We start from the raw sequence: 16,640 nt of genomic DNA on the forward strand, positions 1-16,640 counted from the left end.
ACTTAACCATGATTTATCTCCTCCAGCAGTTTATTATAAATAGAATCGCTGATTTCTATTTTTAAGGCATTACTCAACTCATCATTTTCAACTGCTGCATCCAAACAGGTAATCTGCGGGCAAATATAAACATCCCGGCCACTCATAATTCCACCAGGGTCAACATTAATTTCCCCTTTGTTATTAACAATTCTCATTAACTCTACTTCACTGCGGTGATCACCGCAACCGGCACATTTTTTAATAGACCTTCCTCGCAACTTTTACCCCTCCTGTGAGTTTTTTTCTGATTCTTGATCTTCACTTATATCTTCATTTTCATTATCAACTTCATTAATCTCTTCCTCATTAAGAGTTCCAGAATCCTCATCATCAATCTTTTCAATATCTTCATCACTTGCATTATATTCAGATTCTTTAACAATATCAACTTTCCAGCCTGTAAGTTTAGCTGCAAGCCTGGCATTCTGTCCCTCTTTTCCAATAGCAAGTGATAATTGAAAATCAGGAACAACAACCTGAGCTATTGCTTCTTTCTCATTTAAAATAACTTCACTGACCTCAGCTGGATTTAATGCATTTGCAATAAATACTTTCGGATCAGGATCCCATTTTACAATATCAATCTTTTCTCCATCAAGCTGATCAACCACAGCCTGTACCCTGCTTCCCCTTGGACCAACACAGGCACCAACAGGGTCAACATCATTATTTTCAGAATAAACTGCAACCTTTGACCTGTAGCCAGCCTCTCTGGCAACTTCCTTGATTTCTACAGTTCCATCATATATCTCAGGGATCTCAATTTCAAATAGTCTCATCAATAGACCTGGATGAGTTCTGGATACCAGGATTCTAGGCCCTTTATTTGTAGAGCTTACCTCTACTATAAATAGCTTAATCCTATCTCCGACTTCATAGTTTTCACTATCAATCTGTTCTGATGGAGGTAATAAAGCCTCAGTTTTACCCATATCTATCATAATATAATCTTTATGAAATCTTTGAATAGTTCCAGTTATAAATTCACCCTCTTTTTGTTTATAATGGTCATAAATTACATCTCTCTCAGCTTCTCTAATTCTCTGCATTACAACCTGTTTTGCTGTCTGAGCTGCAATCCTTCCAAAATTATCTGGTGTTATTTCTATTTCAGCAACATCACCTATTTCTAATTTTGGATCAATATTTTGTGCATGCTCTAAAGAAATTTCTGAATTATCATCTTCAACTTCCTCAACAACTTTTTTCCTGGCAATAACTCTAACTTCACCAGAATCCTGATCAATTTTTACTTCAGCATTTTCTTTAGAACCAAAATCTTTCTTATAAGCTGATTCTAAAGCAGTTTCTAAAGCCTCTAGTAATACATCTTTAGATATATCTTTTTCACTGGCAATATCATCTAAAGCATGTAAAAATTCAATATTCATCTTATTCCTCCTATCATCCTTTAAAATTCAACAGAAAGTCTTGCATTAGCAATACTTTTGAAAGGTATTTCAACTTTACTATCAGTATCATTTAAAATAATATTAACTGTATCATCTACTAGACCCTCTAATGTTCCTGTGAATTCTTTTTTTCCATTTAAAGGAGCATATGTTTTTATATATACTTTTCTTCCTTTAAAGCGGTTATAATCCTCTTCATCCCGTAAAGGTCTTTCAACTCCTGGAGAAGAAACCTCCAGAATATAACTATCATCAATAAAATCTTCTTCATCCAACTTATCAGATAAAGCTCGACTAATTCTTGTACAGTCTTCAATAGAGAGATTGCCTTCTCTGTCCTCAATATAAACTCTTAATATCCAATTTGAACCCTCTTTAAGATATTCCACTGAGACAATTTCAAGGTCATCATTTATAATAATTTCCTTAACTAATTCCTCAGTTCTGGTTGTAATTTTCATCTAGATACCTCCAAAATTTTATTATCTATAAATAAAGAGTGGGTTTGCGCCCACTCCCAACATTACGTATAAAATAGCATATTCCTTAATAATTTTAACACAGGAATCGTCATTATGCAAGCAGGTCACATTGATCAGAAATAATTCTAATCAAAAAATAAAGAAAGCTGATCTCTTTCCGGTAAACCTTCTAAAGCACCAAGATCTTTCATTATCTCCAATACGTTACTAGAGAGTGAAGTTCTATTACTTAAATCTTCAATTGAACTGAAATCACCATTTTCCCTTGCGGCAACTAAACTTTCAGCAGCTGAGGTTCCCAGGCCACTGACACTGATTAAAGGTGGTAATAATTGATTACCCTTTAATTGGAAATCCGATATTTTAGATTCATATAAATCAACTGGCAAAAACTCAATATCTCTCTCCATAGCTTCAATTACTATTTCCAGAACAGTTATAAGGTTCTTCTCCTTGGCTGTTGCATCATTACCTTTTTCTTTTAATTCATTAATCATATTTAAAATATAATCATATCCCTGACTCACTATTTCAGTATCAAAATCATCGGCTTTTATAGAGAAATATGTCGTATAAAATTCTGCAGGGTAATTTACTTTAAAGAAAGCTATTCTAAAAGCCATCATTACATAAGCAGCTGCATGAGCCTTAGGAAACATATATTTTATTCTTCTACAGGATTCAATATACCAGTCTGGAACACCGGCAGCTACCATTTTCTCATATTCTTTATCAGTTAGACCTTTTCCCTTTCTAACATGTTCCATTATTGTAAAGCTATCAGCAGGGTCCATTCCCTTTTGAATCAAATAATTCATAATATCATCTCTAACAGAAATAACATCCTTTAATTCAGCTTTACCCTTTTTAATAAAATCACGGGCATTATTTAACCAGACATCTGTTCCATGGGATAGTCCACTAATTCTTATTAACTCTGCAAAAGTTGAAGGCCTGGTTTCAGTTAACATCTGTCTGACAAATGAAGTTCCAAATTCTGGAATACCAAGTGTGCCAAGTTCCAGGTCTAAAGCATTATCATTTAAATTTAAAGCATCCACACCGGAAAAAAGACTCATAGTTTCAGGATCATCCAGAGAAATATTTAATGGATCTACTCCAGTTAGATCCTGTAACATCCTGATTGATGTAGGGTCATCATGTCCCAATAAATCCAGCTTTAATATTCTACCACTTATGGCATGGTAATCAAAATGAGTTGTTCTAACATCTGTATCTTTATCATTAGCAGGTCTTTGAATTGGTGTAAAGTCATGAATATCCATTTCCTTGGGGACAACCATCAGACCTCCAGGATGTTGACCTGTCGTTCTTTTAACACCTGTACAACCTTTAACCAGCCTATTAATTTCAGTATTTCTTTTTGATAGATCACGGTCCTGTAAATAACCCTTTACAAATCCATAGGCTGTTCTATCAGCAATAGTAGATATAGTTCCAGCCCGATAAACATAATCTCTGCCAAATAATCTTTCAGTCTCAAGATGAATTTCTGACTGATATTCTCCGGAAAAGTTAAGGTCTATATCAGGCACCTTATTACCATCAAAACCCATAAAGACTTCAAAGGGAGTATCAAAACCATCTTTAATCAACTCTGAATTACAACTTTCACATTCTTTATCTTCCAGATCAACTCCAACTCCAACCTCACCTTTTAAGAAAAATTTATTTTCCTGACACTCAGGGCACCTATAGTGTGGAGGAAGAGGATTAACCTCAGTAATATCACATAAATATGCAACTAATGAAGACCCAACAGAACCTCTTGAGCCCACAAGAAAGCCATCTTCAAGAGATTTCTTAACTAATTTATGTGAAATTAAATAAATAACAGAAAATCCATTGCTAATAATTGATTCTAATTCCTTTTCAATTCTATCAGTTACTAATTCAGGCAAATTTTCACCATATAATTTTTTAGCCTTATTATATGTCATCTCTCTGATTTCTTCATCAGCATTTTCTATTTCAGGCGTAAATAAACCAGATGGCATAGGCTTTAGTTTTTCAATAGACTCATTAATTTTCCTGGGATTCTCAATAACAACCTCTCTAGCAATATCTTCTCCTAAATAAGAAAACTCAGAAAGCATTTCATCTGTTGTCCTAAAATATAATGGAGGCTGTTTATCTGCATCATCAAATTTCTGACCGGCCTGCAAAATTCGGCGATAAATTTCATCTTCCGGATTTAAAAAATGGGCATCAGTTGTTGCAACTACCCTTTTATTTAATTTATTTCCTAATTTATATATTTTTTTATTAATATCTTTTAAATGTTCAAAGGATTTAGCAGCTCCCTTTTCTATTAAGAATTTATTATTCTCTAAAGGTTGAATCTCAAGATAATCATAAAATTCTGCTATCTGGATTAATTCTGATTCATCTTTACCATTTAATATTGCCCTGTATAATTCCCCGGCTTCACAGGCAGAACCAATTAATAAATTTTCCCTGACTTCTTTTAATTGACTCTTTAAAATTTTAGGCTTTTTGTAGAAGTTATCAAGATGAGAACTTGATATTAACTTATATAAATCTTTTAATCCTTCTTTGTTTTTAGCTAAAATTATCGTATGATAAGAAAACTTTTTCTCCCAATCAATCTCTTCAGACAAAATATTTATGTCAGCTAATTTTTCGATATCTTTTTTTTGAATTTTATCTATGAAATTCGTAAAAATTTCAGCAGTTGCAGTGGCATCATCTTCAGCTCTATGATGATTATTCAGAGAAACTCCCAAACTATCAGCAACTTTATTTAAGCGATAACTCTTTAAATCAGGTAGAATTGCTCTACTGAGTTCAACTGTATCTATCAATGTAAAGTCAGCCAGTTCCTGATTAAGCCTTTTAAATTCTTCCTTTATAAAACCATAATCAAAACTAATATTATGAGCAACCAGCACAGCATCATCTATAAACTCTTTAAATTCATCTGCAACTTCAGAAAATGAAGGGGCAGTCTCTAAATCTGTATTTTTAATACCAGTCAGACTTGCTATTTTAGGAGTAATTTTAACACCTGGATTAACTAATGTTGAATAAGTATCAATGATTTCTCCACCTGAAATCTTTACAGCACCAATCTCTATAATTCTATCCTGATTGGGCTTTAAGCCAGTAGTTTCAAGATCAAAAACTACATATTCTTCTTCAGAAATATATTTATCTTCAGGATTTTGAACTAACCCTAAACAATCATTAACTAAATAAGCCTCAAGTCCAAAGATTATCTTAATACCATGTTTTTCACCGGCTTGAGCTGCATCTGGATAAGCCTGAGCTACACCATGATCAGTTATAGCTATTGCATCATGGCCCCAATCAGCAGCCTGAGCGACTACATCATCAACATCTATAATAGCATCCATTGAACTCATTTTTGTATGCAAATGAAGTTCAACCCGTTTTTCTTCAGCTTTATCCTCTCTAGTTATAGCAGGTAATAGATTAATATCTTCGCCATTAATAACATTCTCTCTGGCATATCTGTCATAGCGAATATCTCCGGCAATTTTCAATCTATCCCCGGCTGAAATATCCTGATAAAGATCATCATTGGAGTTTAAAAATAATTTTGTCTTAACTGAATCCTTATTGTCAGTAATAGAGATTAGCTTAATTAATCTTCCATTTCTAGTTTCTTTATCATCAATATCAAATATTTCTCCCTCTACTACAACCTGACCATCTTCAGGCAACTGATTTAAAGGATAAACTCTTTTAGATTTAGCTATCTTTTTACCGTAAACAATACTTCCTCTTGACTTCTTTTTCTTTCCCTTATTATTTGAACTTTTAACAGTAGTATTGTTATTTTCCTTTAAATATGCAGTTAATTCATCATCATTTTTTTCACTCTCATAATTTCTGACAAAGTTACCATTTACAATCTCAACATTTAGGTCAATTCCTATTAATGAATTCAATTGATAAGATATAAAATTAACAGCTTTCTGACAGCTAGCAGATTTACAGGCAATTTGACTTTCAACCTTTATGTAGAGGTTCTCATCTTCCAAAATTAGTTTTGCCCTCTTTAACCAGCTTGAAATATAACTTAAACTTTCAGGAAGATTCGAAATAATATTAGGCCAGACAAACCTTATTTCATCGTCGATCTTTAAAGGGCCGACTTTTAAAATTTTATATTTATCAATTTCTGAACCTAATTTATCATTTAAATAATCATTAATATTATCTGTTTCTACAGATTGATTATTGGTGGAGCTTTTTGTTGAAATTAAGTAACAAATATTAGAATCATCATTTAATAAAATATATTTTATAGATTCAATACTTTTTTCTAACTTTAAAGCTTCAAACATTTCTTAACCTCCAGATTAATACCATTTAAACTCTATTAATCCATCAATATTTAATAAAGATTTATTTAAATTATTTATATCAGATTCTTCACTGAATTTTAAATCAAATCTAACAACAGTTTCGTTAGTTAATTTATCCCGTTCAACTACTACATCCTTTATATTGATATTTTCCTCGCCAATAACTTCAGCTAGTTGTCCGAGAATTCCAGGCATATCCCTGATTCGGCAATCTAACATTTTTATATTAGAACTTGTATGTCTTAACTCCAATCTATTTAAGAAAAATAAAGTAAAGAAAACAAGCAGGGTTGAAAAAATAGCCAGGTTATAATAGCCAACTCCAACAGCAAGGCCGATAGCAGCAACAACCCAGAGGCTGGCAGCAGTTGTCAATCCCTTTACTGAAAAACCCTCTCTTATAATTGTTCCAGCACCTAAAAAACCTATTCCACTAACTACCTGAGCAGCAATTCTTCCAGGATCAGGATCAACAGGTTCATATAAGATAGACATTGTAAAAGAAACAATCATTACAACAGTTGAACCCACTCCTACTAAAATATGGGTCCTAAAACCAGCCGGTCTATCATGATTTTCCCGTTCCCAGCCGATAAACCCGGTTAAAATTAATGCTAAAATTAATCTAAAAATAATTGTACCTGGTGAAAGCATCATGCTCACACTCCATCCTGATTAATCTATAAAAAACAGAAATACCGCCTTTAAAACTTCCATATACATTTTTATTCTCGATTTAAACCCTTTCCAGAAACCCATTTTTTCTTCTTTCATAATATGGGTTAAATCAGGTAAACTTACTTTTTTTATCTGGCCATGTTCTCTGACATACCTATTTATTACAACCTCAACGCCATAACCAGAACTGTCAAGGTTTTGTATTTTATTTAAAATCTCACCCTTTAATGCCCTCTGACCTGAAAGATGAGGACTAATCTTTTGGGCAATATCAGTCAAATTTCTTCCCTCATTAAAAATACCAACAGTCATATCATATTCATTATTCATAATAGGATTTAAAAGGGAATATATATGCTCTTTTTTCAAACCAATCAGGTCTGCATCAAGCATTATTACAATATCAGCATTACATTCATCAAAACCTGCTTTTAATGCAGCCCCTTTCCCTGAATTCTTTTCAAGATCTATAACATCAGCACCAGCCATTCTGGCTACATTTGATGTATCGTCCTCAGAACCATCATTAATTACAATAACTCTTTTAACTTCCGGTAAACTCTTTGTAACAGTTACAACATGACTAACTGTCTTCTCTTCATTATAAGCTGGAATCAGAGCACATATTTTCATGGCCAGATAACCCCTTATTAGGTTATTTTAGATAATAATTCATCAATCTGGTCAACTGCTTTATCTTTATCTAACATAGATTCTTCCCCGGACCTTCTTATCTGTAACTCAAATTTATCTTCCTTTAATGACCTGGAACCAATGGTAACTCTTAAAGGAATCCCAATCAATTCAGCATCATTAAATTTAACTCCAGCCCTCTCATCTCTATCATCAAGCATAGTTTCTATTCCTGCTTCATTTAAATCATTGTATAAATTTTCTGCAGCTTTATTTACATCATCACTATTTCCTAAAGGCAAAATTATGACTTGATAGGGAGCAATCGGTACAGGCCAGACTATTCCCTTTTCATCATGATTTTGTTCAATAGCAGCAGCAACAGTTCTAGTTATTCCAATACCATAACTCCCCATAACAATTGGCTGCTCTCTCCCGTTATCGTCTAAATAAGTTGCATTCATACTTTCACTATATTTAGTTCCTAACTTAAAGATATGACCAACTTCAATGCCAGATTTTATCTCTAATTCTCCATGGCATTCTGGACATTTATCTCCAGCAATTACCTTTCTTAATGGAAGGTAATCCTGAATCTCATTCATATCTCTTTCTATATCAACATTCACATAGTGATAATCTTTTTTATTAGCACCAGTAACAACATTACTTAACTCTTTAATTTTTCTATCAGCAATAACTTTAACATCATTTGCTAGATTAACAGGGCCAATAAATCCAGCTACACTTCCGAAAATATCTTCAAATTCTTCTGGATGAGCTGGCCTTAATTCAACAGCTCCTAAATAATTTTTAAGTTTAATTTCATTTAACTGGTCATCGCCTCTAATTAAGGCCACAACTGGCTCTCCATCTGCAATATAAGCCATTGATTTTACCATTTTACTGGCTGGCAACTCAAGCATATCCACTAGATCTTCAATAGTTTTAGCACCAGGAGTATGCACCTCTTCAAGGTCAGCTTCAATAGTTTCTCCACTTTCATCTAATTCTATAAATGCTTCAGCCCTTTCCACATTGGCTGCATAATCACAGCTAGTACAGAAAGCTAATTCATCTTCGCCGGTATCAGCTAAAACCATAAATTCATGGGATGAAGAACCTCCCATAGCTCCACTATCAGCTCGGACAACCCTGGCTTCAAGCCCACACCTTTCAAAAATATTAGAATATGTATCATACATTACCTGATACTGCTCATCTAACCCTTCATAGTCAGTATCCAGAGTATATGCATCTTTCATAATAAATTCTCTTGCTCTCAATAAACCAAACCTTGGCCTAATTTCATCTCTAACCTTTGTCTGTATCTGATAGAGATTATATGGAAGATCTTTATAGGATCTTATCTCATCTCTTATCATATCAGCAACAACTTCTTCATGGGTTGGACCAAGACAGTACTGTCTCTTTTTTCTATCTTCAAATTTTATCATTAAAGGTCCGAAATCTTCCCAGCGCCCCGATTCCTGCCAGATCTCAGCATTCTGCATTGCAGGCATCAATACTTCTAATGCGCCACTTTTATCCATCTCTTCTCTGACAATATTCTCTACTTTTCTTATAACTCTATACCCTAATGGGAAATATGAATAAACTCCACTAGATAAAGCTCTCATCATACCTGCTCTTAACATCAATTTATGGCTTGCAATATCTGCATCAGCAGGTTCCTCTTTTAATGTTGGCATATAATACTTTGATAATCTCATCCTATTCACACTCCATTTTTTTAATTTCTGTAATCAACTCATCCAATAATTCATCTTCTGATACCTTTTTAATAATCTCACCCTTTTTAAAAATAAGTCCAACCCCTTTGCCCCCGGCAATACCAATATCAGCCTGTGAGGCTTCTCCAGGCCCATTAACAGCACAGCCCATAACTGCCACTGTTAAATTCAAATCTGAACCCTTTAAAGCAGCCTTAACATCCCTGGATAGCTTTAATAAATCAATCTCTGTACGACCACAGGTCGGGCAGGAGATTATCTCAATCCCTTTATCACGCATACCAAAGGACTTTAATATTTCTATTCCAGCTTCAACCTCTCTAACAGGATCATCTGTTAAAGATATCCTTAATGTATCACCAAGGCCATGACTTAACAGAGCACCAATTCCAGCAGCAGACTTTATATCTCCAGCTCTACCGCTTCCAGCTTCTGTTATTCCAATATGCAAAGGATAATCATATTTTTCAGCAAATAACTGATTGGCCTCTAAAGTCATCATTATTGAACTCGATTTTAAAGAAACTATTATATCTGTAAAATTCAGCTTTTCTAAATAATTTATATGTTTACTGGCACTGGCAACCATGGCTTCAGCAGAATGCCCATATTTTTTGGCTATCTCTTCATCCAGAGAACCAGAATTCACTCCAACCCGGATAGGAATACCGGCCTCTTTAGAAGCATTAACAACCTGCTTTACCCTATCAAAGCCCCCAATATTTCCAGGGTTTAACCTCAAGCCATCAATCCCGGCTTCAATTGCTCCTAAAGCAAGTCTGTAATCAAAATGAATATCAGCTATTACTGGAATCGGCGAATCTTGAATAATCTCAGGCAAAGCATTAACTGATTCTGAGTCAGGAACAGCTACCCTGATAATCTCACAACCAGCAGTTGAGAGTTCTTTGATTTGAGTTATAGTAGCCTCTATATCAACAGTTTTAGTATTGGTCATTGACTGAATTGATATAGGGGCATCGCCACCAATTTTAAGATCACCTAGATTGACTGCTTTAGCATTTCTTCTAATCATTAATTAAACCTGACCTTTCCTGCAATCCCAGCACTCTTTATTGCAATCATCAAGGTGCCTGGCTACTTTATTATCTAATATTTCTAATCTATCTAAAGCATCTTCAAGACTAATTTCAATATTATGATGCTCACCATCATCGAGCTCATCAATATCATCAGCTTCCATTACAAGTTCCTGTAATGGAGTTAATTTTAAATTTGTATTTATAGGGCTGGAACCACTATGGAAGAGAATAGCCAGAGCAATCTCTCTGGCTTTTCCTAAATGCTCACCTTTTAAGGTTAATAATTCATGTGCCCGTTCAGCACCTTTAATCGGGTGGATATCAAAATAATCATATGATTCAAAATCCCATTTGCCGTGCTTTTCCCAGCTAGTATGGCCTATATCATGTAATAAAGCTGCTTTAGTGGCTAAATCAGTACAGACATTACGCTCTTTAGCCAGATCATAAGCATACTCAGCAGCAACCACTGCATGTCGAAAGCCAGCAACCCTTAAATGTTTCAAAGCAATACTATCAGTTAACAAACTAACAAGTGTAACTCTGGGTAATTTCATTATACCACCTCCATCAACTTAGAAGAAACTGGTGATAATATCCTGGTATATAACAAAAACCATTAATAATATCAATAGGAAAAACCCAATCATATGAATAAAGCCCTCTTTTTCCTGAGGTACAGGTTTACCCATTATCATTTCTATGAATACAAAAACAATCCTTCCCCCATCTAATGCCGGGAATGGCAGTAAATTCAATATACCTAAATTAATACTGATGATTGCCAGCCAGTTTAAAACATCATCAAAACCAGTCCTGGCAGCCTCACCAACAATAGAAGCAATCATTACAGGTCCACCAAGATCCTCAGTGCTTCTCTGGGCAAAAATTTGAACAAATCCATTAAAGATCATTCTTATTACATAGCCTGTCTGCACAACCGCACCCTGAATAGTTGCGATAGGACCCATTCTCTCTCTAATAATATCAGGCTCAATTCCTATTATACCGTGGCCGGCATTTTCATCATATCTAGGTGTAACATTAAATGCCATTTCACTATCATTTCTCTGAACAGTAAATTCAAGAGTCTCATCAGGGTTTTCATGAATAAAAGAAACCATCTCGTCCCAGCTTTCAACGCTTTGACCATCAATTGCTAATATTCTATCTCCAGCTCTTAATTCTGCTTCAGCAGCAGGATGATTTGGATAAGCCTGACCAATTACTGCTTCCCTGGAATAATCAACTGGAAGTCCATAAATTCCAAAGATCAAAACAAATGCTACTAACGCTAATAAGAAATTCATGATTGCTCCCATAGCTAATACCAGCAACCTCTTTCCAGGTGATTTTTGGTGAAAAGCACGGCCCTGTTCCACAGTTTCTTCGTATAGACGAACTTCTTCTTCAGAAAGTTCCTCTTTATCAACAGGCATCTCTCCAACCATATTACAGAATCCACCAAGAGGTATAGCTCTAATTGAAAAGACAGTCTCACCTCTTTTTTGAGAGATAAGTTTTGGTCCAAAACCTAATGCAAATTCTTCAACTCTTATATCTGATTTCTTGGCCATTATAAAGTGGCCAAGTTCATGCACAAATATTAATACTCCTAAAAATATTATAAAGACAACTATTGTAGTTAACAAGTTAATATTACCTCCTCTGTCATATTACGGACAGTTCGATTTAAGTTTAAAATTTCATCTAAAGTATTAAATTCACCAGAATTATGCTTATCTAACATTTTTGAAATAACTTTTGAAATATCAGTAAATCCAATTCTTTTATCTAAAAAAGCTTTAACAGCTATTTCATTGGCTGCATTTAAAACAATTGGATATCCTTTGCCACTTTTCCCACTTTCATAAGCCATTGTTAATGCAGGAAATGTTTCTAAATCAGGTGAATCAAATTCCAGCCTGGAAATTTCATTTAAATTTAATTTGCCAGCAATATTAGACCCTCTATCTGGATATTTCAAAGCATACTGAATAGGTGTTCTCATATCAGCAGTACCTAATTCTGCTAAAATAGAACCATCAATTAATTCAATCATTGAATGAATTATACTTTGAGGATGAATTACTACATCTATTTTATCATAAGAATACTCAAATAACCAATATGCTTCTATGACTTCAAGGCCTTTATTCATTAAAGTTGCTGAATCAATTGATATCTTGCTTCCCATATCCCAATTTGGGTGAGCTAAAGCATCTTCAACAGTGACATCCTCTATCTCTTCAGCTGTATAACCGTAAAAAGGGCCTCCAGATGCCGTTAAAATAAGTTGAGAAACCTGATCCCTATCCTTGCCATCTAAAAGCTGAAAAATAGCATTGTGCTCACTATCTATTGGTATTATATCCACATTTTTTTCTCTGGCAAGTGGAATAATTAAATTACCACCTATTACAAGGCTTTCCTTATTAGCAAGCCCAAGTTTATTATTACTAATAATAGCATTATATGATGGCTCTAAACCGGCAGCTCCAACAATAGCATTTATAACCATATCCACATTATTTAATCCAGCCAGTTCAGCAAATCCTGAAGCACCTATTAATATTTCAGGATCATAACCAATTGGAAAATCTTTTTTTAATTCCTTTAAATCAGTCTCATCATATATCGCAATATAATCAGGCCTAAACTTAATTGCCTGTTTTCTTATTTTATCAATACTTTTATAGCATGATATAGCCTTTAAATTCCAATTATCCAATCTTTCTAATACATCAAGAGTCTGTTCGCCTATCGATCCAGTTGATCCTAATAAGACGAGATTCTTCATCAGTTAACCTCCCAGTAAGGCAAAAGATTTGTTCTTGCTAAAGATTTAATAATTACAAGAACAGCCGGTCCTATGATAAATCCTATAACGCCAAGGATTCTAAATCCGGCAAAAAGAGCAACCATAGTTGCCAGTGGATGCAGTCCTAAATGGTCACCGATAATTTTACCCTCTAATGTCTCCCGGGCTGCAACAGTAACCATATGAGTAATAAATAAACCAACTGCAAAGCCAATATCACCAACTAAAATATTAATTACTAACCACGGATATATTATAATTGATGGCCCAATTATCGGTATTATATCTAATACAGAAGATAATAATCCAATAGTTAACGCATAATCATTTCCCAGAATAGTTAAAGCCACAAAAACAATAAAACCAGTTATTGAAATCAAAATAAGCTGGGCTCTAATATAACCAATGGCAGATGTTGATAATTCTCTCATAACTATATTTACTTTTTCCTGCCACTCATCAGGAAATAATTTTAGAATGCTTTCTCGAATCTTTTCTTTATCCCTGCTAATAAAGAATGTAGCCACAAAACTAAAGAAAATAGTCATTAAAGCAACAGGAAATCCACTAACAGCATTTAATGCCATATTAGCCAGCTGTAACATAGAGGTTCGAATAGTATCAAAAATAGCCTGCAAATTTTCTTCAATTCCAGAAATAATAGCCGGTGATACATTCCAGGCTTCTAAATAATCCTGCCAGCCTCCTGCATCAATAACTTCAAATTGCTCAGCCAGAGTGTTATAATCCGGCAGAGTCTGAATAATTCTATTCAATTCAAAATATATCCTGGAAACACCAATAATTAATATAAAAACAATTATAGTTAAAACAACTAATAACACAATTACAACAGATAAAGTCCTTCCAAATGGTGCTTTTTTAGCAAGGTATCTTACAAGTGGTTCTAATAAACTTGCAACAACCAGAGCAATTATAAATGGAGCAAAGATCGTAAATGCATACCTCAATAAAAATAATGATATAAATGCCAGAAAAACAGTTAAACCTAATTCCTGTAATCTTCTTTTCATATTTATCAACCTGCTTTATATTAAATAATTTATTAACAAAAATGCAACTGGAGCCACTAATAATAGACTATCAAACCTATCCAGTATTCCGCCATGACCAGGAAGTATTTCTCCAGAATCTTTAATATTTGCATCTCTTTTTAGTGCAGACTCCATTAAATCACCAAAAATTGCAGCTAATGATAGAACTATTGTTAATGGAATTATTAATAAGCTAAAAATATCTAAATACAAACTATAAAGTAATATAATTATAATTGCAAAACTTACTCCACCTATAGCTCCCATAATTGATTTATTTGGAGAAATCACAGGTGCTAATGGCCTTCTACCAAACTTGATACCAATAAAATATGCACCAATATCAGTTGCCCAGGCAACCAATAAAACTAACCATAAAGCCTGATCATTTACAAATATCGAATTATTAACTTCCTTTAAGAGCACTAAAAACGAGAGCCCACCAGCAATATATAATAAACAGAAAATCCTATTGCCAACATTATCTAAAATATTTTCATAACCACAGCTTTTAATATTAATGGCAAAGGTATAAACTATTACAAATAAAATAAATAATAACAGATTCTCAATCTGGGCATAATTAAAAGCTCTATAAAAAAGAATCAAAGTTATAGAAGAAAATACCGGAATTGTATATTCATCAAGATATAATTTATTATTAAAAAAATCAACAAACTCTCTGCCAGCCAGAGCTGCCAGTATTGCTAAAAATATCAAAAAAGGAATAGTACCGGCATAAATAATTAATATTAATAATATTAGACCTAAAATAGCGCTGGTAACTCTCTCCTTCAACATTTTAGTTCAACTCCTCACCTGGCAAACTACCAAATTTCCTTTTTCTTGAATTATACTCATCAATAGCCTTTTCTAATTCTATTTTATCGAAATCTGGCCATAAAGTCGAGGTAAAATAGAATTCAGCATATGAAATCTGCCATAATAAAAAATTAGAAACCCTTTTTTCATTTGCAGTTCTTATTAATAAGTCAACATCATTTAGCTCTGGTGCATATAATAACTTATTGAATTCTTCTTCATCAATAGTTTCAATTTCAGATTTTAAAGCTTTATTTAGAGCATCAACTATTTCTGCCCTGCCACCATAATTAACTGCAATATTTAACTGTAAGCCCTTATTATCTTTAGAAACTTCTTCAATTTTTTTAATATCTGCCTGAATATCATCTTCAAGCTCATCAATTCTTCCAATAACCTTAATCTTAATATCCTCTTCCTGCTGCAATTTATCAAACTCATTTCTAACAGTTGACCTTAAGAGTTGAAAAAGAAAATCCACTTCACTCCTTGGCCTCTGCCAGTTTTCAGTTGAAAAAGCAAAAACAGTTAAATATTCAATTCCTAATTCATTGGCAGCTTTAGCAACTCTTTCTAATGCTTTTAAGCCTTCTCTGTGGCCAAACTTTCTTGGCCTGCTTCTCTTATTAGCCCATCTGCCATTGCCATCCATTATTATAGCTATATGCTTTAAAGACTTCATGCCCTTCCTCCTAATTTGTAACAATTAAAAATATTTAAAAAAGAAGCATCCCCTCAACTTGAGGGGATTAATTATATTCAGTAAAAGAATAAAGTATAATCAGTTCATTAGAGCTGGAAGAATTCTTTTGTCTGATATCTAAAACTCTCTTTTCACCAGTCCCTGAACTCTTCCTGGGAGGATTAACTTCAACCAGGCTTAAATCATAATCTTCTAATCGATCAATCACAGTTTCGAGGCAACCACCTCTAAAATTATCAAGAACCAGGTCCATCTTAAACCTCCATAATTTCTTCCTTTTTCTTTTCTAAAGCTTTATCTATTTTTTCAATATATTCATCAGTTAAATCCTGAATATTATCTAGCCCTCTATGCAAATTATCTTCAGAAATTTCACTGGCATCTTCTAATTCTTCAAGCTCCTCATTGGCTTCCCGGCGAATATTTCTTATTGAAATCCTGCCATTTTCAGCCTTTTCATTAGCGACTTTTGCCAATTCTTTTCTGCGCTCCTCAGTAAGTTGAGGAATATTTATCCTAATAATATTTCCGTCATTATTAGGTGTTAATCCTAGATTTTCTTTCATTATAGCCTTTTCAATATTTTCTAGAGCATTCTTATCCCATGGTTCAATGATTAACTGTCTTGCTTCCGGGGCAGAAACTTTAGCCATTTGTTGAATAGGAGTCTGACTGCCATAATAATCGACTATAATATTTTCAACCAGAGAAGGTCTCGCCCTGCCAGTCCGAATAGTTTTAAATTCTTCCTTGACTGAATCCAGAACCTCTTTCATCTTTTTTTCAGTTTTCTGCTCAACCTGTCCAATCATAATTAGG

General features: G+C 33.9%; 16 protein-coding genes. All 16 read right to left on the bottom strand.

The window, feature by feature from the left end:
• Nucleotides 1-2 precede the first annotated feature (2 nt).
• The 16 genes from I0Q91_RS06285 to frr all read right to left on the bottom strand — a co-directional run bounded on the left by I0Q91_RS06285 (nt 3) and on the right by frr (nt 16,633).
• A complete protein-coding gene (locus I0Q91_RS06285; protein ID WP_270453574.1) occupies nt 3-260 on the bottom strand; it encodes a YlxR family protein in 258 nt (85 codons plus the stop codon).
• A 3-nt stretch (nt 261-263) separates the two neighbouring features.
• The gene (nusA, locus tag I0Q91_RS06290; RefSeq protein WP_270453575.1) at nt 264-1,433 is read right to left on the bottom strand and encodes a transcription termination factor NusA; all 1,170 of its coding nucleotides are present in this window, start codon (nt 1,431-1,433) and stop codon (nt 264-266) included.
• Nucleotides 1,434-1,453: 20 nt separating this feature from the next.
• A complete protein-coding gene (rimP, locus tag I0Q91_RS06295) occupies nt 1,454-1,915 on the bottom strand; it encodes a ribosome maturation factor RimP (protein WP_270453576.1) in 462 nt (153 codons plus the stop codon).
• Between the two features lie 146 nt (nt 1,916-2,061).
• The gene (locus tag I0Q91_RS06300) at nt 2,062-6,291 is read right to left on the bottom strand and encodes a PolC-type DNA polymerase III (protein ID WP_270453577.1); all 4,230 of its coding nucleotides are present in this window, start codon (nt 6,289-6,291) and stop codon (nt 2,062-2,064) included.
• Between the two features lie 15 nt (nt 6,292-6,306).
• Entirely contained in the window at nt 6,307-6,969 is a 663-nt protein-coding gene (locus tag I0Q91_RS06305) for an MgtC/SapB family protein (RefSeq protein ID WP_270453578.1), read from the bottom strand.
• A gap of 18 nt (nt 6,970-6,987) precedes the next feature.
• Nucleotides 6,988-7,623 carry a glycosyltransferase family 2 protein gene (locus I0Q91_RS06310; RefSeq protein WP_270453579.1) on the bottom strand — a complete coding sequence of 212 codons (636 nt, stop codon included), beginning with the start codon at nt 7,621-7,623 and terminating at the stop codon, nt 6,988-6,990.
• Between the two features lie 17 nt (nt 7,624-7,640).
• Complete coding sequence (locus I0Q91_RS06315) at nt 7,641-9,356, bottom strand: proline--tRNA ligase (RefSeq protein ID WP_270453580.1); 1,716 nt, start codon at nt 9,354-9,356, stop codon at nt 7,641-7,643.
• Between the two features lies 1 nt (nt 9,357).
• Nucleotides 9,358-10,413, bottom strand: a complete 1,056-nt coding sequence (gene ispG / locus I0Q91_RS06320; protein ID WP_270453581.1) for a flavodoxin-dependent (E)-4-hydroxy-3-methylbut-2-enyl-diphosphate synthase — start codon at nt 10,411-10,413, stop codon at nt 9,358-9,360.
• A 3-nt stretch (nt 10,414-10,416) separates the two neighbouring features.
• A complete protein-coding gene (locus I0Q91_RS06325) occupies nt 10,417-10,977 on the bottom strand; it encodes an HD domain-containing protein (protein ID WP_270453582.1) in 561 nt (186 codons plus the stop codon).
• 18 nt (nt 10,978-10,995) lie between these two features.
• The gene (gene rseP, locus I0Q91_RS06330) at nt 10,996-12,072 is read right to left on the bottom strand and encodes an RIP metalloprotease RseP (protein ID WP_270453583.1); all 1,077 of its coding nucleotides are present in this window, start codon (nt 12,070-12,072) and stop codon (nt 10,996-10,998) included.
• Nucleotides 12,066-13,220, bottom strand: a complete 1,155-nt coding sequence (dxr, locus tag I0Q91_RS06335) for a 1-deoxy-D-xylulose-5-phosphate reductoisomerase (protein ID WP_270453585.1) — start codon at nt 13,218-13,220, stop codon at nt 12,066-12,068. Before dxr ends, rseP begins: the two co-directional genes overlap by 7 nt.
• The gene (gene ytvI, locus I0Q91_RS06340) at nt 13,220-14,275 is read right to left on the bottom strand and encodes a sporulation integral membrane protein YtvI (RefSeq protein ID WP_270453586.1); all 1,056 of its coding nucleotides are present in this window, start codon (nt 14,273-14,275) and stop codon (nt 13,220-13,222) included. Before ytvI ends, dxr begins: the two co-directional genes overlap by 1 nt.
• A gap of 15 nt (nt 14,276-14,290) precedes the next feature.
• Entirely contained in the window at nt 14,291-15,097 is an 807-nt protein-coding gene (locus I0Q91_RS06345; RefSeq protein WP_270453587.1) for a phosphatidate cytidylyltransferase, read from the bottom strand.
• 1 nt (nt 15,098) lies between these two features.
• Entirely contained in the window at nt 15,099-15,800 is a 702-nt protein-coding gene (gene uppS, locus I0Q91_RS06350; protein ID WP_270453588.1) for a polyprenyl diphosphate synthase, read from the bottom strand.
• A gap of 67 nt (nt 15,801-15,867) precedes the next feature.
• The gene (locus I0Q91_RS06355; RefSeq protein WP_270453589.1) at nt 15,868-16,074 is read right to left on the bottom strand and encodes a hypothetical protein; all 207 of its coding nucleotides are present in this window, start codon (nt 16,072-16,074) and stop codon (nt 15,868-15,870) included.
• Nucleotide 16,075: 1 nt separating this feature from the next.
• The gene (frr, locus tag I0Q91_RS06360) at nt 16,076-16,633 is read right to left on the bottom strand and encodes a ribosome recycling factor (protein WP_270453590.1); all 558 of its coding nucleotides are present in this window, start codon (nt 16,631-16,633) and stop codon (nt 16,076-16,078) included.
• Nucleotides 16,634-16,640 lie beyond the last annotated feature (7 nt).

This window comes from Halonatronomonas betaini, assembly GCF_015666175.1.
Taxonomy (GTDB): Bacteria; Bacillota; Halanaerobiia; order Halanaerobiales; family Halarsenatibacteraceae; genus Halonatronomonas; species Halonatronomonas betaini.